Raw genomic sequence first — 19,568 nt, forward strand, 5'->3', positions numbered from 1 at the left:
CCCACCTAGACTTGAGCGGTGCCCATCGTCCCCGTCTCCAGCTCCGGCCATCCCTCCGGAAAGCTCAGTGTCCGCGGCGCGCGCGTCCACAATCTGCGCAACGTCGATCTGGACATCCCTCGCGACTCCCTCGTCGTCTTCACCGGGCTGTCCGGGTCCGGCAAGTCCAGTCTCGCGTTCGACACCATCTTCGCGGAGGGGCAGCGCCGTTACGTCGAGTCGCTCAGCGCCTATGCCCGCCAGTTCCTCGGGCAGGTCGATCGCCCCGACGTCGACTTCATCGAGGGGCTGAGTCCGGCCGTCTCGATCGACCAGAAGTCCACGAACCGCAACCCGCGGTCCACGGTCGGCACGATCACCGAGATCCACGACTACATGCGCCTGCTCTGGGCGCGCATCGGTGTGCCGCACTGCCCCGAGTGCGGTGAGGTCATCCAGCGGCAGACCGTGCAGCAGATCGCCGACCGGCTCGTCGAGCTGCCCGAGCGCACCCGCTACCAGATCGTCGCGCCCGTCGTCACCCAGAAGAAGGGCGAGTTCGTCGACCTCTTCAAAGAGCTCTCGGCGAAGGGCTACGCGCGCGCCGTCGTCGACGGCGACCTCGTGCAGCTGTCTGAGCCGCCCGCGCTGAAGAAGAGCTACAAGCACGACATCGCCGTCGTCGTCGACCGGCTCGTGGCCGGCGGCGACATCCTCGAGCGGGTCACCGACTCGGTCGAGACCGCGCTGGGCCTGGCCGACGGCATCATGCAGGTGAACTTCGTGGACGGGGAGGGGGATGCCGCGTGGCAGAGCTTCTCCGAGAAGCTCGCGTGCCCCAACGGCCACCCGCTGCAGCTGACCGAGATCGAGCCGCGGACGTTCTCGTTCAACGCGCCGTTCGGTGCCTGCCCGACGTGCTCGGGCCTGGGCACCCGCATGTCAGTGGACGTCGATCTCATGCTCGGCGACGAGGATCTCTCGATCGCCGAAGGCGTCATCATCCCGTGGACCACGCAGGGCAAGGGACTCTTCCAGTACTACGAACGACTGTTGTCGGGACTCGCCGACGACCTCGGCTTCTCACTGAACACGCCCTGGCGGAAGCTGCCTCAGAACGTCAAAGACGCGGTGCTGCACGGCGACAACTTCAAGGTCACCGTGAAGTGGAAGAACCGCTACGGCCGGGAGATGCGATACACCTCGGGTTTCGAGGGTGTCGTGCCCTACATCGAACGGCAGTACATGCAGGCCGAGTCCGACTCTGCGCGCCAGCGCTGGTCCGAGTACCTGCGCGAGGTGCCGTGCGCGGCGTGCGACGGCGACCGGCTCAAGCCCGAGGTGCTCGCCGTCACCGTCCACGGGCGGTCGATCGCGGACGCCTCGCGGCTGAGTCTGGCCGAGGCGCAGGACTACTTCACGACGCTGAAGCTGACCGAGCGCGAGGCCAAGATCGCCGCGCAGGTCCTTCGGGAGATCCGGCTGCGGCTCGACTTCCTCGTGCAGGTGGGGTTGAACTACCTCAACCTGGGCCGCGCGGCGGGGTCGCTGTCGGGCGGCGAGGCCCAGCGCATCCGGCTGGCGACCCAGATCGGGTCGGGGCTCACGGGGGTGCTCTACGTGCTTGACGAGCCGTCGATCGGTCTGCACCAGCGTGACAACCGCCGCCTGATCGAGACGCTCGAGACGCTGCGCGACCTCGGCAACACTCTCATCGTCGTCGAGCACGACGAGGAGACGATCCACGCCGCCGACTGGATCGTCGACATCGGCCCGCGCGCCGGCGTCGACGGTGGGGCCGTCGTGCACTCCGGTCCGCTGGCGTCCCTGCTGGAGGAGCGGGAGTCGCTCACGGGCGACTACCTCGCCGGCCGGCGAGAGATCCCGACACCGCGCAAACGCCGCCGTATCGACAAGAAGCGGCAGCTGTCGGTGGTGGGCGCGCGCGAGAACAACCTGCAGAACGTGAGCGTCGACTTCCCGCTCGGTGTGTTCACGGCCGTGACGGGTGTCAGCGGCTCGGGCAAGTCGTCGCTGGTCAACGACATCCTCTACCAGGTGCTGGCCTCCCGCCTGAACGGCGCCCGCACCGTCCCCGGCAAGCACACCCGGGTCACCGGCATCGACCACCTCGACAAGGTCGTTCACGTCGACCAGGCGCCGATCGGCCGCACGCCGCGCTCGAACCCGGCGACCTACACCGGCGTGTTCGACCGCATCCGCACGCTGTTCAGCGAGACGCCCGAGGCGAAGGCCCGTGGCTACCGGCCGGGGCGCTTCAGTTTCAACGTCAAGGGCGGCCGCTGCGAGGCCTGCTCCGGCGACGGCACGATCAAGATCGAGATGAACTTCCTGCCCGACGTGTACGTCGACTGCGAGGTGTGCCACGGCAAGCGGTACAACCGTGACACCCTCGCCGTGCACTACAAGGGCAAGAACATCGCCGAGGTGCTCGAGATGCCGATCAGCGAGGCGGCGGTGTTCTTCGAGCCGATCCAGGCGATCCACCGGTACCTGCAGACGCTCGTCGACGTGGGGCTCGGCTATGTGCGCCTCGGCCAGTCGGCCACGACGCTGTCGGGCGGCGAGGCGCAGCGTGTGAAGCTCGCGACCGAACTGCAGCGACGCTCCAACGGCCGCTCGGTCTACGTGCTCGACGAGCCCACGACGGGGCTGCATTTCGAAGATGTGCGGCGCCTGCTCGAGGTGCTGAACGGGCTGGTCGACAAGGGCAACACCGTGATCGTCATCGAGCACAACCTCGATGTCATCAAGTCGGCCGACTGGATCGTCGACCTCGGGCCCGAGGGGGGCTCCGGCGGCGGCACTATCGTCGCCACGGGCACTCCCGAACAGGTCGCGCGCGCCGATGGCTCGTACACCGGCGCGTTCCTGGCGGAGATCTTGGACGGGACGGACGCACAGCAGCGCAAGGCGGGCTGATCCGATGGCCGATCAGCTTCCGTACAAGCCGAAGCAGGGCGAGATCCCCACCGAGCCGGGTGTGTACCGGTTCCGTGATCGGGACGGGCGCATCCTCTACGTCGGCAAGGCGAAGAACCTCCGCTCGCGGCTGTCGAACTACTTCGCGCCGCTGCGCACCCTCCACGAGCGCACCCGCCGCATGGTGACGACGGCGGCGTCGGTGGAGTGGACCGTCGTCGGCAGCGACGTCGAGGCACTCCAACTGGAGTACATGTGGATCCAGGAGTACAAGCCGCCCTTCAATGTGCGGTACAAGGACGACAAGTCGTACCCCTACCTCGCCGTCACGCTCGCCGATGAGGCGCCTCGGGTGATCGTCACCCGCAACCACAACATCAAGGGCGCCAAGTATTTCGGCCCCTACCCGAAGGTGTGGGCGGTGCACGACACGATCGACGAGATGATCAAGGTCTTCCCGATCCGCACCTGCAGCGACGCCTCGTACAAGAAGGCGATGTCCACGGGCCGTCCCTGCTTTCCTGGCCAGATCGGTCGCTGCGGCGGGCCCTGCTCGATGAAGGTGACGGTCGACGAGCACCGGGCCGTCGTCGACGACTTCGTGGCCTTCCTCTCCGGCGGCGATGAGCGCTTCCGACGCGATCTGACGCGCCGCATGCAGGCGGCGGCAGCGGCGATGGACTACGAGTCCGCCGCCGAGTACCGCGACAAGCTGCGGTCGATCGACGCCGTGCTCTCCAAGAGCGCGCTGGTGCTGGCCCCCGACATGGACGCCGATCTGTTCGGCGTCGCCGAGGACGAGCTGGCCGCCGTCGTGCAGCACTTCGTCGTGCGCGGCGGCAGGGTGCGCGGGGTGCGGGCTTCGACGATCGAGAAGGAGCTCGACATCTCCGGCCCCGAGCTCGTCGATCAGGTGCTGCAGCGGGTTTACGGGTCTGCGGCATCCACCGACATCCCGCGGCAGATCCTCGTGTCGCAGCTGCCCGACGACGCCGCGGAGCTGGAGTCCTGGCTGTGCGAGCGGCGCGGCAAGAAGGTCGCCATCTCGGTCGCGCACCGGGGGCGCAAGGCCGAACTCATGAAGACGGCGACGCGCAACGCGCAGCAGGCGCTTCTGCTGCACCGCACGCGACGCACGAGCGACTACGTCGCGCGCACGCAAGCACTCACCGACCTGCAAGAGGCCCTGGGTCTTGCCGAGGCGCCGTTGCGCATCGAGTGCTACGACATCTCGCACCTGGCCGGAACGAACGTCGTGGGGTCGATGGTGGTGTTCGAAGACGGCCTGCCGCGCAAAGACCAGTACCGCTCGTTCTCCATCGCCGAGACCACCGACGACACCGACTCCATGCACCAGGTGCTGATGCGCAGGCTGGCACGGCTCGACGATCCCGAGGAGCAGGAGCCGGAGGTCGAGGGCAAGAAGCGGCGCTTCTCCTACCCGCCGCAGCTGCTGATGGTCGACGGCGGGCCGCCGCAGGTCGCCGCGGCGGCGCGCGCCCTGGAAGAAGCCGGGCACCCCGAGATCGCCCTCTGCGGCATCGCGAAGCGTCTCGAAGAGGTGTGGGTGCCCGATCAGGAGTACCCGGTGATCCTGCCGCGCACGTCTGAGGCGCTGTACCTGCTGCAGCGCTTGCGTGACGAGGCGCATCGGTTCGCGATCACGCATCAGCGCAAGCGTCGCAAGCGCGACATCACGACCGTGCTCGCCGAGGTGCCGGGGCTCGGTCCCGCGCGCATCAAGGCGCTGCTGCGCACCTTTGGCTCGGTGACGGCCTTGCGCGAGGCGACGCCCGAGCAGATCGCCGAGGTGCCCGGCGTCGGGCCCGCGACGGCGGCTGCGGTGCACCGGCGCTTGGTCGAGAAGTAGCCGCGCTCGCTAGGCTGGGGTGCAGGGAACGGGGGAGCGATGGCCGACACGGCTACGGAGCAGAGCACGGGCGAGATCCTCATCGTGACGGGGATGTCGGGGGCCGGCCGGTCGACGGTCGCCAACGCCCTGGAAGACATGGGGTGGTACGTCGTCGACAACCTGCCTCCGCAGATGCTCAAACCGCTCCTGGACGTGTCGGGCCTGGCCGCGGGCGCGCTGCCGCGGGTCGCGGCGGTCGTCGACGTGCGCGGGGGGATGCTGTTCACCGAGCTGCCGGCGGTGACACGGGCCCTGCGCGACGCCCGCGAGCAGCTGCGGGTCGTGTTCCTCGACGCCTCCGATGACGTGCTGGTGCGCCGCTACGAGGCCGTGCGCCGGCCGCACCCGCTGCAGGACGACGGCACGATCGTGGACGGCATCCGCCGCGAGCGCGAGCGCCTGGCGGTCATGCGCGAGAGCGCCGACATCGTCATCGACACGAGCGATTTCAACGTCCACCAGCTGGCCACCCACGTCGTCGACCTGTTCAGCGAGCGGGGGAGCGCCCGCCACACGCTCACCGTGCTCAGCTTCGGGTTCAAGTACGGGCTGCCGGCCGACGCCGACATGGTGGCCGACATGCGCTTCCTGCCCAATCCGTACTGGCAGGACGAGCTGCGCGCCCTGACCGGCGAGGACGAGGCGGTGCGCGATTTCGTCTTGGCACAATCCGGGGCCGAGGACTTCCTCGACACGTACACGCGCGCGGTCCAGGACGTGCTGGAGGGCTATCAGCGCGAGAACAAGCGGCACAGCGTGCTGGCCGTCGGCTGCACCGGTGGAAAGCATCGATCGGTGGCGATGGCCGCCGAGCTCGGCAGACGCCTGCACGACGTGCCGGGCGTCGCCGTGCGGGTCTCACACCGGGATCTGGGCCGCGAGTAACGGGTAGGCTGGAACGTCGTTCCGATCCGCTCACACCTGAGGAGTCCCGTGCCCCTGACCGCAGACGTGAAAGCCGAGCTCGTCACCGTACGCGACCCGCGCCCGACAGCCCGGGTCGCCGAGCTCACCGCACTGCTGCGCCTCTCGGGGGGACTGCACTCGATCGCCGGCCGCGTCGCCGTCGAAGCCGAGGTCGACTCCGACATCCTCGCGCGTCGCACCGCGCGCGAGATCGTCGAACTCTACGGGGTGCGCCCCGAGCTCGCGCAGATGCAAGGTGCAGCGGGCCCCCGGTACGTCGTTCGGGTCGTCGAGGCGGGCGAGACCCTCGCTCGCCAGACCGGGCTGCTCGATCAGCGGCGTCGCCAGGTGCGCGGTCTGCCCAACAAGCTCACCACCGGATCGCGCGGCGACCTCGCCGCCGTGTGGCGCGGCGCCTTCCTCGCGGCCGGTTCGCTGAGCGACCCCGGCCGCTCGGCGGCCCTGGAGATCACCTGCCCCTCGTCTGAGACGGCGATGGCGCTGGTCGGCGCTGCGCATCGCTTCGGTGTGGCCGCGAAGGCCCGCGAGGTGCGCGGGATCCCGCGGGTCGTCATCCGTGACGGAGAAGCCATCCGTGCCGCGCTGGGCGCGATGGGCGCCGTGCAGGCGGCGTCGGCCTGGGAGCAGATGCGCCAGCGCCGTGAAGTGCGCGCGGGCGTGAACCGTCTCGTCAACTTCGACGACGCCAACCTGCGACGCTCGGCACAGGCCGCGGTGGCGGCGTGCGCGCGCGTCGAGCGGGCGCTGGAGATCCTCGGCGACGAGGTTCCCGAGCACCTGCGCGAGGCGGGTCGGCTGCGTCTGGACCACCGGGATGCGAGCCTGGACGAACTGGGCCACCACGCCGATCCTCCGCTGACGAAGGATGCCGTGGCCGGGCGTATCCGCCGCCTGCTGGCGATGGCCGACAAGAAGGCACAGACCGACGGCATCCCCGGAACGGAGTCCGCCGTCCCTGCCGGTGCCGTCGACTGACAGCGTCACTAGGATGAAGAAGGTCAGCCCCGCCGCGTCCGCGGGACGACCTGGTCCCGTCATGGGCGCGGCTCCGACAGGAAGAAGAGAACATGGCGAAGTACACCTTGCCCGACCTCCCCTACGACTACGCGGCGCTCGAGCCTCACATCAGCGGCAAGATCATGCAGCTGCACCACGACAAGCACCACGCGGCGTACGTCGCCGGTGCGAACACCGCCCTGGAGAAGCTCGCCGAGGCTCGTGAGTCCGGCGACCTGGGCGCCGTCAACAAGCTCGAGAAGGACCTCGCGTTCAACCTCGGCGGTCACGTCAACCACTCGATCTTCTGGACCAACCTCTCGCCGAACGGCGGCGGGCAGCCCGAGGGCGAGCTCAGCGCGGCCATCGACGAGTTCTTCGGCGGCTTCGACAAGTTCCAGGCGCACTTCGCGGCCGCGGCCGCGGGCATCCAGGGCTCCGGATGGGCAGTGCTCAGCTGGGATCCGATCGGCGAGCAGCTGATCATCCAGCAGCTGTTCGATCAGCAGGGCAACACCGCCCAGGGCACCATCCCGCTGTTCCAGCTGGACATGTGGGAGCACGCCTTCTACCTCGACTACCTGAACGTGAAGGCCGACTACATCAAGGCGGTCTGGAACATCGCGAACTGGCAGAACGTGCAGTCACGTTTCGACGCTGCGCGTGAGAAGACGGCGGGCCTGCTGGTACTGTCATAGCCAGCGCAGGCGTCCCGGTGGGAAGCCCGCCGGGACGCCGTTGTCCCAACCCCGTGAAAAAACCGCGCATTCGCGCATGACACACCTGGGAGACATTCCGTGACCGTCAAGATCGGAATCAACGGCTTCGGCCGCATCGGACGCAATTTCCTCCGCGCGGCGCTCGCGCAGGGCGCTGACATCGACATCGTCGCCGTCAACGACCTCACCGACAACAAGACCCTCGCACACCTGCTCAAGTACGACTCGGTCGGCGGTCGCCTCGGCCAGGAGGTCAGCTACGACGCCGACGCGATCACGGTCGGCGGCAAGAGCATCAAGGTCTTCGAAGAGCGCGACCCCGCGAACCTGCCCTGGGGCGAGCTCGGCGTCGACATCGTCATCGAGTCCACCGGCCGCTTCACGAACGCCGCCGACGCCGGCAAGCACATCGCGGGCGGCGCGAAGAAGGTCATCATCTCGGCGCCTGGCACCGATGTCGACGGCACGTTCGTCATGGGCGTGAACGAAGACACCTACGACGCGGCGACGATGAACATCATCTCGAACGCCTCGTGCACGACCAACTGCCTCGCGCCGCTGGCCAAGGTCTTCGAGGACGCCTTCGGCATCGAGCGCGGCTTCATGATGACCGCGCACGCCTACACCGCCGACCAGAACCTGCAGGACGGCCCGCACAAGGACCTGCGCCGTGCACGCGCCGCCGCGATCAACATCGTGCCGGCCTCGACCGGTGCGGCCAAGGCCATCGGCCTGGTCCTGCCCGAGCTCAACGGCAAGCTCAGCGGCTCGTCGTACCGCGTTCCGGTTCCGACCGGCTCGATCGTCGACCTGACCATCGTCACCACCCGTGAGGGCCTGACCGTGGACGAGGTCAACGCCGCCTACAAGGCCGCCGCCTCCGAGGGACGTCTGAACGGCATCCTCAAGTACACCGAGGACCCGATCGTCTCCAGCGACATCCAGCTCGACCCGCACTCGTCGATCTTCGACTCCGAGCTGACCAACGTCAGCGGCAACCTGGTCAAGGTCTCGAGCTGGTACGACAACGAGTGGGGCTACTCGAACCGCCTGGTCGACCTCACCGAGTACGTCGGCGAGCGTCTCTGATCCGTATGGCTCTGCGCACCCTCGACACCCTGCCCGAACGCGTAGGGGGTTCGCTCGCGGGCACGCGTGTCATCGTCCGTTGTGACCTCAACGTCCCCCTGCGGGACGGCGTCATCACGGACGATGGCCGCGTGCGCGCGTCGCTGCCCACGCTGAAGGCCCTCATCGATCAGGGCGCACGCCTCGTCGTGTGCTCGCACCTCGGCCGTCCGGCCGGGGCCCCCGACGCGAAGTACAGCCTGGCCCCGGTCGCCGAGCGTCTGTCCGAGCTGCTCGGCACGCCGGTCGCGTTCGCGACCGACACCGTCGGCGACTCGGCTCGCGAGACCGTCGCCGCACTGGGCGACGGCGACGTCGCGGTCATCGAGAACCTCCGCTTCAACCCCGGGGAGACCTCGAAGGACGACGCCGAGCGTGACGCCTTCGCCCGCGAGCTCGCCTCCCTCGGCGATGCACTGGTCTCCGACGGGTTCGGCGTCGTGCACCGCAAGCAGGCGAGTGTGTACGACCTCGCCCGTCTGCTGCCATCGGTCGCCGGGCTCCTCATCGCGACCGAGGTCGATGTGCTCGACCGTCTGACCGAGAATCCCGAGCGGCCCTACACGGTCGTCCTCGGCGGCTCGAAGGTCAGCGACAAGCTCGGTGTGATCCAGCATCTCCTGCCCCGCGTGGACAAGCTCCTCGTCGGCGGCGGGATGATGTTCACCTTCCTGGCCGCCCAGGGACACAAGGTCGGCGCGAGCCTGCTCGAGAAGGACCAGCTCGACACGGTCCGCGGCTACATGGAGACGGCGCGCGAACGGGGCATCGACCTCGTTCTTCCCGTCGACGCGGTGGTCGCGGCATCCTTCGCCGCCGACGCCGAGCACGTCGTGGCGGATGCGGACGCCCTGGAGGACACCGCGTTCGGTGCTTCCGGACTCGGACTCGACATCGGACCACGCACAGCCGAGGCGTTCGCCGATGCCATCCGCAGCAGCACGACGGTGTTCTGGAACGGCCCGATGGGCGTGTTCGAGATGCCGGCGTTCGCGGCGGGCACGAAGGCGGTGGCCCAGGCGCTCACCGAGGCGAAAGGCCTCAGCGTCGTCGGCGGCGGCGACTCGGCAGCCGCCGTGCGTCAGCTCGGCTTCTCGGACGACAGCTTCGGCCACATCTCGACGGGCGGAGGCGCGAGCCTTGAGTTCCTCGAGGGCAAGAAGCTTCCTGGACTGGAGGTGCTCGGATGGGAGCAGTGACCCGTACCCCGCTCATCGCCGGCAACTGGAAGATGAATCTCGACCACCTGCAGGCGGTCGCGTTCGTCCAGAAGCTGCATTGGACGCTGAAGGACGCCAAGCACGACGCCGAGTCGGTCGAGGTGGCGGTCTTCCCGCCGTTCACCGATGTCCGCACCGTGCAGACACTGCTGGACGCCGACAAGATCCCCTTCGCGCTCGGCGCGCAGGATCTGTCGTCGCACGACTCCGGCGCGTACACCGGCGAGGTCTCCGGCTCCTTCCTCGCCAAGCTCGACTGCCGGTACGTCATCATCGGCCACTCGGAGCGGCGCGCATACCACGCGGAGTCCGACGAGGTCGTGGCATCCAAGGTCCAGGCAGCCCTGCGACACGGCCTCGTGCCCGTCATCTGCGTGGGTGAGACGGCCGAGGACCTCGAGGTGCACGGCACCAGCGCGGTGCCCGTCGCCCAGCTGACGGCGGCACTGGCCGGGGTGGCCGCAGGCGCCGAGATCGTCGTCGCCTATGAGCCCGTCTGGGCGATCGGATCGGGTCAGGCGGCGACCCCGGAGCAGGCACAGGACGTCTGCGCGAAGCTCCGTGACGTCGTGACGCAGGCCATCGGCGGAGACGCCGCCGACCGCACGCGCATCCTTTACGGCGGATCGGTGAAGTCGGGCAACATCGCCGGCTTCATGCGCCAGCCCGATGTGGACGGCGCCCTGGTCGGGGGAGCGAGCCTCGTCGTCGACGAGTTCGCCGCGATCATCCGCTACCAGAAGCACGTCGGCGTGTGAGCGCGTGCGGCGGGGTCCGTACCCCGCCGCACGCCTCCCGTATACTTGACCGGGTGCGGCCGCCGGGCCGCCGCGAAAGGCAGTGAAGCGTTGGAGATCCTCGAGTTCGTCTTGCAGGTGGTGCTCGGCATCACGAGCCTGCTGCTGACCCTCCTGATCCTGTTGCACAAGGGTCGCGGCGGCGGTCTGTCCGACATGTTCGGCGGTGGCATGAGCTCCGCCGTGGGCTCATCCGGGCTCGCGGAGCGCAACCTGAACCGCTTCACCGTGGTCCTCGCGCTCGTCTGGTTCATCGCGATCGTGGCGCTGGGGCTTCTCACCAAACTGCAGGGGATCTGACATGGCGACGGGCGGGAACGCTATCCGTGGCACGCGCGTCGGCGCGGGCCCGATGGGCGAGCAAGACCACGGCTACCACGCGGAGCGCGTGGCGGTGTCGTACTGGGACGCGCTGGGCAATGAGACGGTCCGCTACTTCGCGGCCGACATCCCCGCCGAAGAGATCCCCGACACCATCGATTCGCCGCACTCGGGCCTGCCGGCCGGGCGTGACAAGACGAACCCACCCGAGATGACGAAGGCCGAGCCGTACAAGACGCACCTCGCCTACGTCAAGGAGCGTCGCACCGACGAAGAGGCCGAGCAGCTTCTCGACGACGCCCTGCGTCAGCTGCGCGAGCGTCGCGGCCAGTGACGCAGCGGGTCAGTACGACCCATCGATGAGATCAGGCGGCACATTCTGTGCCGCCTTTTCGTCGACGAAGAAGATAGTGCGACGACGTCCCTTCGCGCCCGCGACGGGCACGCTGTGATAGCTCGCACCGGCCAGAGCGAGCCCCAACGCCGACGCCTTGTCGAGGCCGGCTAGCACCAACCACACGCGCTTCGACGAGTTGATGACAGGGCGCGTCAGCGTGATGCGCGCCGGCGGAGGCTTGGGGGAGTCGAGCACCGGGACCGCGGTGCGATCGGTGATGCCGATCTCGGGGCGATCGGGAAACAGCGATGCTATGTGCCCGTCGGGTCCGACACCCAGAAAGCAGATGTCGAACGAGGGCCATTCTCCGTTCAGGATGCCGGTGGCCGAGGTCGCCGCGGGACCGAAAGCGGCCAGCTCAGCAGCGTATGCGGCAGCGGCCGCGTCGATGTCGAGGCCGTCGTCGCTCGCGGCCATGCGGTGGATGTTCGCGGCGGGTACGTCGACCTTCGAGAAGAACGCCTCGGTGGCGCCGACCTCGTTGCGGTCGGCGGAGCCCGCCGGGACGAACCGCTCGTCGCTCCACCAGAAGTGGACCTGCGACCAGTCGACCGCGCTGGCATCGGGGTGGGCAGCAGCGGCGCGCAGCACGGCTGTGCCCATTCCGCCGCCGGTCAGCGACACATGCACCGTCTTGCCCGCGCGGGCGCGCTTGCCGACGCGTGCGTAGAAGCGGTCGGCGACGGCGATCGCCACGGCATCCGGATCGGCGGCGATGACGACCCTCTTGACGGTGCTGTCAGCCATCCTTGCGCTCATCCTCCTCGTCGGCGCCCTGCAGAAGCGCCCAGCCTTCGGTGATGACCCGACCATACAGCAGATCAGGGTCCAGGCTGCGCAGCTCTTCGGCCAGGCACTCGCGCAGCGTGCGACGCGGAAAAGCGAGTTCGTGCGAGGGCTGACCCGGCTGGGTGAGCACTGCCGCGGCCGGTTCGGGACGCTCGAGGAGAGTGTCGCCGGAGGCCCGCACGAGGCGCACCGACTTGATGCCGTGTGCCCATTCGTCAGCGGGGAGGTAGCGCCAGTCCACGGGAACGTCGAGCGCGAGTCGCAGCCACGCCGCCAGCAGAGCGGTGGACGGCGAGTCGCCGGCGCCGCGCACCTCCACCGCGGTCACCGGTTCGTAGGGCGGCTGGTCGAGGACCGCGGCCAGCTGCTCGCGCCAGCGCGTCAGGCGCGTCCATGCGAGGTCGGTGTCGCCCGGCGCGTAGTGCGAGCCGAGCCCGGCGACCCACGCCGCGGGATTGGGCTGGGTCGCGGCATCCGTGATCCGACGCTGCGCGATCTTGCCGACCGACGAGCGCGACGGCCGCTTGGCCGGGGGCTCGCCCGGCCACCAGGCGACGACTGGGGCATCGGGCAGGAGCAGACCGGTGACCAGGCTCTCCGAGTTGTTGCCGGCGGCGCCGTACGCGCGCAGCACGATGACCTCGCTCGCGCCGGCATCGCCGCCCACACGGATCTCGGCATCCAGCCGCGGCTCGGCATCGGTGGCAGCGGGGTCGCTGATGAGGGCGATGACCCGCATCGGGTGCTCGCGCGAGGCGTCGTTCGCGGCCTCGATCACCTCTTCTTCGGCGCCGTGGCGCAGCAGGATGATGAGGGTCAGCACGCGCCCGAGGGCGACCGCGCCGCCCTCTTCGCGGACGCTGACGAGGGCTTTGGCGATCTTGCTGACATTGGTGTCGGGCAGGTCGATGATCATGGGCGCCTCCAGGTGCGTCCGTCACGGGCGAGGAGCTCGTCGGCGGACGAAGGCCCCCATCCGCCGGGGGTGTACTGCTCCAGCGGTCCACCCTGCGCAGCCCAGTACTGCTCGATGGGGTCGAGGATCTTCCAGCTGAGCTCGACCTCTTCATGCCGTGGGAAGAGCGGCGGGTCGCCGAGCAGCACATCGAGGATGAGCCGCTCGTACGCCTCGGGACTGGCCTCGGTGAAGGCGTGCCCGTAGCCGAAGTCCATCGTCACATCCCGCACCTGCGTTCCCGCGCCGGGGACCTTCGAGCCGAAGCGGATGGTCACGCCCTCGTCGGGCTGCACGCGGATGACCAGGGCGTTCTGCCCGAGGCCGGACGTCTGCGATCGGTTGAAGAGGTGCTCTGGAGCGCGCTTGAAGACGACCGCGATCTCGGTCACGCGCCGGCCCAGGCGCTTGCCTGTGCGCAGGTAGAACGGCACATCCGCCCAGCGCCGCGTGTTGATGCCGAGCTTGATGGCCGCGTACGTCTCCGTGGTGGACTGCGGGTCCATCCCGTCTTCGTCGAGGAAGCTGCGCACCTGCTCGCCGCCCTGCCAGCCGCCCCCGTACTGTCCGCGGGCGGTGGCCAGCGACAGGTCGTCGGGCAGGGAGACGGCTGCGAGCACCTTCTCCTTCTCGGTGCGCAGATCTTTCGCGTTGAACGAGATGGGCTCTTCCATGGCGGTGAGCGCCAGCAGCTGAAGCAGGTGGTTCTGGATGACATCGCGCGCCGCGCCGATGCCGTCGTAGTAGCCGGCACGGCCACTGACGCCGATGTCTTCGGCCATCGTGATCTGGACGTGGTCGACGTAGTTGCGGTTCCAGATCGGTTCGTAGAGCTCGTTGGCGAACCGCAGCGCCAGGATGTTCTGGACGGTCTCCTTGCCGAGGTAATGGTCGATGCGGAAGATCGAGTCGGCGGGGAAGGCGCTGCGCAGCGCGCTGTTGAGCTCTCGGGCCGAGGCGAGGTCGTGCCCGAACGGCTTCTCGATGACGACGCGGCGCCAGCGGTCGGGCTGATCGGCGGTGTCGTCGACCAGCCCCGAGCTCTTGAGCTGCTCGGCGACCACCGCGAACGCCCGCGGCGGGATCGACAGATAGTAGGCGTGGTTGCCCATGGTGCCGCGCTCGACGTCGAGGCGCTCGACCGTCTCCCGCAGCCGACGGAAGGCCTCGGGATCGTCGAACTCGCCGGAGACGAAGCGGATGCCCTGCAGCAACTGCTGCCAGGTCTCTTCCCGGAACTCGGTGCGGGCACCTGCCTGCACGGCGTCGCGGACCACCTCGGCGAAGTCTTGGTCCTCCCAGTCGCGCCGGGCGAACCCGACCAGAGCGAACCCGGGGGGCAGCAGACCTCGGTTGGCGAGGTCGTACACCGCGGGCATGAGCTTCTTGCGCGAGAGGTCTCCGGTCACACCGAAGATGACGAGCGCACTCGGTCCCGCGATGCGGTTCAGGCGGCGGTCGTCGGGGTCGCGGAGGGGGTTGTTCCCTCGGGCGATCTGGACGGTCATGGGACTCCTACTGAGCGGCCTCGAAGAGCGAAAGGACTTCGGGCTGCGGATCGGTCAAGGTCAGGGTGACGACGGGCCGCCCGAGGTCCGCGAGCACCGCGGCGTCTCCGGCGGCCTGCGCGGCCACCAGCTCGGCGAAGGTGAAGGGGCGTCCGGGGATGGCCACGTCGATGTCGGTGCGCTCGGTGATCTGGAGGAACACGCCGACGGCGGGGCCGCCCTTGTGGAACTGGCCCGTCGAATGCAGGAAGCGGGGACCCCAGCCGAAGGTCGTGGGGCGTCCGGAGTCCGCGGCGACCATCTCGCGCAGACCCGCCAGCTCGGGAAGGTGCACGCGGTCGACGTAGGCCTGGATGGCGACGTACCCCTCGGGCCCGAGCTGTGACCAGAGCGCATCGAGGGCGCCGGCGATGGTGCCCGAGGCCGCGAGCGCCGGGTCGGAGACCCGAACCTCGACGCCGTCGGCCGTGAACGCGGGCGCGGGCTGGTCAGGTCGGCGTTCGAGCAGCCCGCGCGTGGCGGCCTTGGCCGCCTCGACGTCGGGTTGATCGAACGGGTCGATGCCCAGAACTCGGCCGGCGATCGCCGTCGCGTACTCCCAGACGACGAACTGTGCGGCCAGGGAGCCGCTCACGAGGATCTCGCCCTCGTGCCGTCCGAAGAGATGGAACTCGGCGGCCTCGTCGACGATCCGCAGGATCTGCAGGTCTTCCGGACGGCGCTCGAGCTCGGGGGAGACCGGCAGGAGGACGACGGGCAGGATGCCGGTGCCGGCCTTTCCGGTCGACTCGGCCAGCAGCTGCTCGATCCAATCGGGCAGACCCTGGAGGTGGGTGCCGTCCGCCACCAGGCCGAGCTTGTCACGGCGGGGCGAGCCGCCGGCGATAGCAGCGGCGAGGACCAGCGCCGGGTTCTCCGGGCTGTCGATCGCGACCTCCAGGAGCGTGGCGTCCGCCTCGTCGAGGAGCTCGTCGAGGTCGACGCCGGCAAGCCCCGCCGGCACGAGACCGAAGGCCGTCAGCGCCGAGTAGCGGCCGCCGACGGTGGGATCCGCATGGAAGACGCGGTAGCCGTCGGCCTGTGCGGACTCGTCGAGGGGCGAGCCCGGGTCGGTGACCACGACGATCCGCTCGGCGGGGTCGATGCCGAGGTCGCGGAAGGCAGCCTCGAACGCGCGCTTCGCGGAGTCCGTCTCGACCGTGGAACCCGACTTCGACGAGACGACGAGCACGGTCTGCGCGAGACCGCCCTCCTCGTCGCCGTCGAGTGCGGCGAGCACCTGGCCGGGCGCGGTCGCGTCGAGGATCGTGAGAGGCACCCCGGCGGTACGGGCGATGACCTCGGGCGCCAGCGACGAGCCGCCCATGCCGGCCAGAACCACGCGGGTCAGACCCTGCGCGACGAACTGCGCTCGCAGCTCTGCGATCTGTGCCACCAGCGGCCGCGACACCGACACCGCCTGCACCCAGCCGAGCCGACGGGCGGCCTCGGCTTCGGCGGCAGGACCCCACAAGGTGGGGTCCTGTGCGGTGACGCCGGAGGCGACCAGATCGGCGACAAGCCCGGGAAGGGTGTCTTCGACGACGGCCTTGACGTGTCCGCTGACGCGGATGTCGAAACTCACCGGGCTCCGCCCGCCGACGCCAGCGCCTGCGCCACCGTCTCCTGCAGCTCGTGCCAGGAGGTGATGAACTTCTCGACGCCCTCGTCCTCGAGCACCTGGGTGACGTCGTCGAAGTCGATGCCCACCGAGGCCAAGCCGTCGATGACCGCATGCGCATCGGCGTAGGCGCCGGTCACGGCGTCGCCGCCGATCACGCCGTGGTCGAAGACCGCCTCGAGCGTCTTCTCCGGCATCGTGTTGACGGTGCCGGGCGCCGTCAGCTCCGTCACGTAGAGCGTGTCGGGCAGCGACGGGTCCTTGACCCCGGTCGAGGCCCACAACGGGCGCTGGGTGTTGGCCCCGGCATCCACCAGCGCCTTCGCGCGGTCGCTCGAGAACTCCTTCTCGTAGAGCTCATAGGCCAGTCGCGCGTTCGCGATGCCGGCCTTCGACTTCAACGCGGCCGACGCGTCGGTGTCGATGGACGCGAGGCGCTTGTCGACCTCGGTGTCCACGCGCGAGACGAAGAACGACGCCACGGAGTGGATCTGCGACAGGTCGTGACCGGCCGCCTTCGCCTTCTCGAGGCCGGTCAGGTACGCGTCGATGACCTCGGCGTAGCGGGCCAGCGAGAAGATCAGCGTGACGTTGACGGAGATGCCCGCGGCGATCGTCTCGGTGATCGCGGACAGGCCCGCCTTCGTCGCGGGGATCTTGATGTAGGCGTTCGGCCGGTCGACGGTGTTCCACAGCTGGGCGGCCTGGTCGATGGTCGCCTGCGTGTCGTGGGCGAGTTCGGGGGAGACCTCGATTGACACGCGGCCGTCTCGCCCTGCGGTGGCGTCGTACACGGGGCGGAAGATGTCGCACGCGTCACGGACGTCGGTCGTCGTGATCTGGAAGATCGCGTCGTCGGCGTTCGCGCCCGCGGCGGCGAGCTCGGCGACCCGGTCCTGGTAACCCTCTCCGTGGCTGACGGCGTTGGCGAAGATCGTGGGGTTGGTGGTGACGCCCACGACGTTGCGGTTCACTATGAGGTCGGCGAGGTTGCCGGTCGTGATGCGCTTGCGAGACAGGTCGTCGAGCCAGATGCTGACGCCCTGTGCGGACAGCTGTTGGGTGGGAGTGGTCATGCGTTCTCCTTGAGGGTCTCGCGGGCCGCCTCGACGACGGCGTCGGCGGTGATGCCGAACTTCTGGAAAAGGGTCTTGTAGTCGGCCGAGGCGCCGAAGTGCTCGATCGACACCGTGCGCCCGCGGTCGCCGACGATGCCGCGCCACGACAGAGCCAGACCGGCCTCGACCGAGACGCGGGCGGTGACCGACGCGGGCAGCACCTGCTCGCGGTAGTCGGCGTCCTGCTCGGCGAACCACTCGAGCGACGGCGCCGAGACCACGCGGGTCTTCACACCTTCGGCTTCGAGGGTCTCGCGAGCGGCGACGGCCAGCTGAACCTCGGAACCGGTGCCGATGAGGATCACATCGGGCGTGCCGCCGGTGGCCTCGGCCAGGATGTACGCGCCCTTCGCGGTGCCTGCGGCCGAGGCGAGGGTGTCGCCGGATGCCGCACCGTCGCCGCGAGCGAACGTGGGCACGTTCTGGCGGGTCAGGGCGATGCCGACCGGCCCGCCGTGGCGTCGGAGGATCTCGAGCCACGCCTGCGCGGTCTCGTTCGCGTCCGCGGGACGGACCACCGACAGGTTCGGGATCGCCCGGAGGGCCGCGAGCTGCTCGATCGGCTGGTGGGTCGGGCCGTCCTCGCCGAGGGCCACGGAGTCGTGGGTCCAGACGAAGGTCGACGGGATGCCCATCAGCGCCGCCAGGCGGACAGCCGGGCGCATGTAGTCGCTGAAGATGAGGAACGTGCCGCCGAAGGCGCGGGTCGGGCCGTGCAGTGTGATGCCGTTGAGGATCGCCGCCATGGCGTGCTCACGGATGCCGAAGTGCAGCACCCGTCCGTACGGGTTCCCGCTCCATTCGTGCGTGGACCACTGCCGCGGGTTGAACGAGCCGCCGTCGGCGATCGTGGTGTTGTTCGACTCGGCGAGGTCGGCCGAACCGCCCCACAGCTCGGGCAGTGCACCGGCGAGAGCGTTGATGACCTTGCCGGACGCGGCCCGGGTGGAGACGTCGGTGCCGGCCTCGAAGCTCGGCAGGACGTCGTCGATGCCGTCGGGCAGGGCACGCGCCTCGAGACGGTCGAGCAGGGCCTTGCGCTCGGGGTTGGCGGCGGCCCAGGCGTCGAACTGCTCCTGCCAGGCGCGGTGCTCGGCGGCGCCTCGCTCCACGAGCTCGCGGGTGTGCGAGAGGACCTCGTCGGCGACGTCGAACGAGCGCTCCGGATCGAAGCCGAGCACCTTCTTGGTGGCGGCGACTTCGTCGGCGCCCAACGCCGAGCCGTGGATCTTGCCGGTGTTCTGCTTGCCGGGGCTCGGCCATCCGATGATCGTCTTCAGGATGATGATCGAGGGGCGGTCGGTCTCGCCCTTCGCCGCCTCGACGGCACCGTACAGCTCCTGCACATCCTCGACGTACTGTCCGGTCTTCTTCCAGTCGACGGTCTGCACATGCCAGCCGTACGCCTCGTAGCGTGCGGCCACGTCTTCGGTGAACGCGACGTTCGTGTCGTCCTCGATGGAGATCTGGTTCGCGTCGTAGATCACGACGAGGTTGCCCAGCTGCTGGTGGCCGGCGAGCGATGACGCCTCGCTGGTCACGCCCTCCTGCAGGTCGCCGTCCGAGGCGATGACATACACGAAGTGGTCGAACGGCGACGTGCCGGCCGCAGCGTCCGGGTCGAACAGGCCGCGCTCGTAGCGGGCCGCGTAGGCGAAGCCCACGGCCGACGACAGTCCCTGGCCGAGCGGACCGGTCGTGATCTCGACGCCCTTCGTGTGGCCGTACTCGGGGTGGCCTGGCGTGAGCGAGCCCCACGTGCGCAGCGACTCGAGGTCTTCGAGCTCGAGGCCGAACCCGCCGAGGTAGAGCTGAATGTACTGGGTGAGCGAAGAGTGCCCGCACGACAGGACGAATCGGTCGCGGCCGATCCAGTGGGTGTCGGACGGATCGTGTCGCATGACCCGCTGGTACAGCAGGTAGGCGGCCGGGGCCAGGCTCATCGCGGTGCCGGGGTGGCCGTTGCCCACCTTCTGCACGGCATCTGCGGCAAGGACACGGACGGTGTCCACGGCTCGCTCGTCAATCTCTTCCCAATGCAGTTCCGACACCAGGCTGCCTTTCGTAGAGGGGAGCGCTCTGCACGACCGGCGGACGAAGCGTCGCCAGCGCTGGTCCGGCACAGGGCGCGCGCGTAAGGCCAGCTTACTCATCTCACGGTCGCATGAGTCAGTGGATGACATCGTCCGCACAGCGGCC

16 protein-coding genes are annotated in these 19,568 nt (G+C 69.2%); 10 read left to right on the forward strand and 6 right to left on the reverse strand.

Going from position 1 to position 19,568, the window contains the following annotated elements; all coding sequences use genetic code 11:
• Positions 1-18: 18 nt before the first annotated feature.
• The 10 genes from uvrA to PU630_RS06585 all read left to right on the forward strand — a co-directional run bounded on the left by uvrA (position 19) and on the right by PU630_RS06585 (position 11,276).
• Positions 19-2,922, forward strand: a complete 2,904-nt coding sequence (gene uvrA / locus PU630_RS06540; protein ID WP_275279538.1) for an excinuclease ABC subunit UvrA — start codon at positions 19-21, stop codon at positions 2,920-2,922.
• Between the two features lie 4 nt (positions 2,923-2,926).
• A complete protein-coding gene (gene uvrC, locus PU630_RS06545) occupies positions 2,927-4,792 on the forward strand; it encodes an excinuclease ABC subunit UvrC (RefSeq protein WP_275279539.1) in 1,866 nt (621 codons plus the stop codon).
• Between the two features lie 39 nt (positions 4,793-4,831).
• Positions 4,832-5,719 (forward strand): RNase adapter RapZ, encoded by an 888-nt coding sequence (gene rapZ / locus PU630_RS06550; RefSeq protein ID WP_275279540.1) that lies wholly within the window; start codon positions 4,832-4,834, stop codon positions 5,717-5,719.
• A gap of 48 nt (positions 5,720-5,767) precedes the next feature.
• Entirely contained in the window at positions 5,768-6,736 is a 969-nt protein-coding gene (gene whiA, locus PU630_RS06555) for a DNA-binding protein WhiA (RefSeq protein ID WP_275279541.1), read from the forward strand.
• A 92-nt stretch (positions 6,737-6,828) separates the two neighbouring features.
• Positions 6,829-7,455, forward strand: a complete 627-nt coding sequence (locus tag PU630_RS06560; RefSeq protein WP_275279542.1) for a superoxide dismutase — start codon at positions 6,829-6,831, stop codon at positions 7,453-7,455.
• Positions 7,456-7,554: 99 nt separating this feature from the next.
• Complete coding sequence (gene gap / locus PU630_RS06565; RefSeq protein WP_275279543.1) at positions 7,555-8,565, forward strand: type I glyceraldehyde-3-phosphate dehydrogenase; 1,011 nt, start codon at positions 7,555-7,557, stop codon at positions 8,563-8,565.
• A 5-nt stretch (positions 8,566-8,570) separates the two neighbouring features.
• Positions 8,571-9,803 carry a phosphoglycerate kinase gene (locus PU630_RS06570; RefSeq protein ID WP_275279544.1) on the forward strand — a complete coding sequence of 411 codons (1,233 nt, stop codon included), beginning with the start codon at positions 8,571-8,573 and terminating at the stop codon, positions 9,801-9,803.
• The gene (gene tpiA, locus PU630_RS06575; protein WP_275279545.1) at positions 9,791-10,582 is read left to right on the forward strand and encodes a triose-phosphate isomerase; all 792 of its coding nucleotides are present in this window, start codon (positions 9,791-9,793) and stop codon (positions 10,580-10,582) included. Before PU630_RS06570 ends, tpiA begins: the two co-directional genes overlap by 13 nt.
• 90 nt (positions 10,583-10,672) lie before the next feature.
• A complete protein-coding gene (gene secG, locus PU630_RS06580; protein WP_275279546.1) occupies positions 10,673-10,921 on the forward strand; it encodes a preprotein translocase subunit SecG in 249 nt (82 codons plus the stop codon).
• A 1-nt stretch (position 10,922) separates the two neighbouring features.
• Positions 10,923-11,276 carry an RNA polymerase-binding protein RbpA gene (locus PU630_RS06585; RefSeq protein WP_275279547.1) on the forward strand — a complete coding sequence of 118 codons (354 nt, stop codon included), beginning with the start codon at positions 10,923-10,925 and terminating at the stop codon, positions 11,274-11,276.
• Positions 11,277-11,285: 9 nt separating this feature from the next.
• On the opposite strand, the gene pgl is transcribed toward PU630_RS06585, so the two are convergent.
• The 6 genes from pgl to tkt are packed head-to-tail and all read right to left on the reverse strand — an operon-like array spanning position 11,286 to position 19,420.
• On the reverse strand, positions 11,286-12,086 hold the full coding sequence (pgl, locus tag PU630_RS06590; RefSeq protein ID WP_275279548.1) for a 6-phosphogluconolactonase: 801 nt from the start codon (positions 12,084-12,086) through the stop codon (positions 11,286-11,288).
• Positions 12,079-13,044 carry a glucose-6-phosphate dehydrogenase assembly protein OpcA gene (locus tag PU630_RS06595; RefSeq protein WP_275279550.1) on the reverse strand — a complete coding sequence of 322 codons (966 nt, stop codon included), beginning with the start codon at positions 13,042-13,044 and terminating at the stop codon, positions 12,079-12,081. Before PU630_RS06595 ends, pgl begins: the two co-directional genes overlap by 8 nt.
• Positions 13,041-14,591 (reverse strand): glucose-6-phosphate dehydrogenase, encoded by a 1,551-nt coding sequence (gene zwf / locus PU630_RS06600; RefSeq protein WP_275279552.1) that lies wholly within the window; start codon positions 14,589-14,591, stop codon positions 13,041-13,043. Before zwf ends, PU630_RS06595 begins: the two co-directional genes overlap by 4 nt.
• A 7-nt stretch (positions 14,592-14,598) precedes the next feature.
• Positions 14,599-16,215: a glucose-6-phosphate isomerase gene (locus PU630_RS06605; protein WP_275279553.1), complete on the reverse strand. Its 1,617-nt coding sequence runs from the start codon at positions 16,213-16,215 to the stop codon at positions 14,599-14,601.
• Positions 16,212-17,327: a transaldolase gene (gene tal, locus PU630_RS06610; protein WP_275279554.1), complete on the reverse strand. Its 1,116-nt coding sequence runs from the start codon at positions 17,325-17,327 to the stop codon at positions 16,212-16,214. Before tal ends, PU630_RS06605 begins: the two co-directional genes overlap by 4 nt.
• Entirely contained in the window at positions 17,324-19,420 is a 2,097-nt protein-coding gene (gene tkt / locus PU630_RS06615) for a transketolase (protein ID WP_275279556.1), read from the reverse strand. The genes tal and tkt overlap by 4 nt, the downstream gene beginning before the upstream one ends.
• Positions 19,421-19,568: the final 148 nt, after the last annotated feature.

It is taken from the genome of Microbacterium horticulturae (assembly GCF_029094505.1).
Classification (GTDB): Bacteria; Actinomycetota; Actinomycetes; order Actinomycetales; family Microbacteriaceae; genus Microbacterium; species Microbacterium horticulturae.

Coding starts and splice junctions, on each gene's coding strand:
- PU630_RS06585 (WP_275279547.1), top strand. CDS start 10,923: ATGGCGACGGGCGGGAACGCTATCCGTGGCACGCGCGTCGGCGCGGGC.
- PU630_RS06560 (WP_275279542.1), top strand. CDS start 6,829: ATGGCGAAGTACACCTTGCCCGACCTCCCCTACGACTACGCGGCGCTC.
- tpiA (WP_275279545.1), top strand. CDS start 9,791: ATGGGAGCAGTGACCCGTACCCCGCTCATCGCCGGCAACTGGAAGATG.
- zwf (WP_275279552.1), bottom strand. CDS start 14,591: ATGACCGTCCAGATCGCCCGAGGGAACAACCCCCTCCGCGACCCCGAC.
- uvrC (WP_275279539.1), top strand. CDS start 2,927: ATGGCCGATCAGCTTCCGTACAAGCCGAAGCAGGGCGAGATCCCCACC.
- PU630_RS06595 (WP_275279550.1), bottom strand. CDS start 13,044: ATGATCATCGACCTGCCCGACACCAATGTCAGCAAGATCGCCAAAGCC.
- pgl (WP_275279548.1), bottom strand. CDS start 12,086: ATGGCTGACAGCACCGTCAAGAGGGTCGTCATCGCCGCCGATCCGGAT.
- PU630_RS06570 (WP_275279544.1), top strand. CDS start 8,571: ATGGCTCTGCGCACCCTCGACACCCTGCCCGAACGCGTAGGGGGTTCG.
- rapZ (WP_275279540.1), top strand. CDS start 4,832: ATGGCCGACACGGCTACGGAGCAGAGCACGGGCGAGATCCTCATCGTG.
- tal (WP_275279554.1), bottom strand. CDS start 17,327: ATGACCACTCCCACCCAACAGCTGTCCGCACAGGGCGTCAGCATCTGG.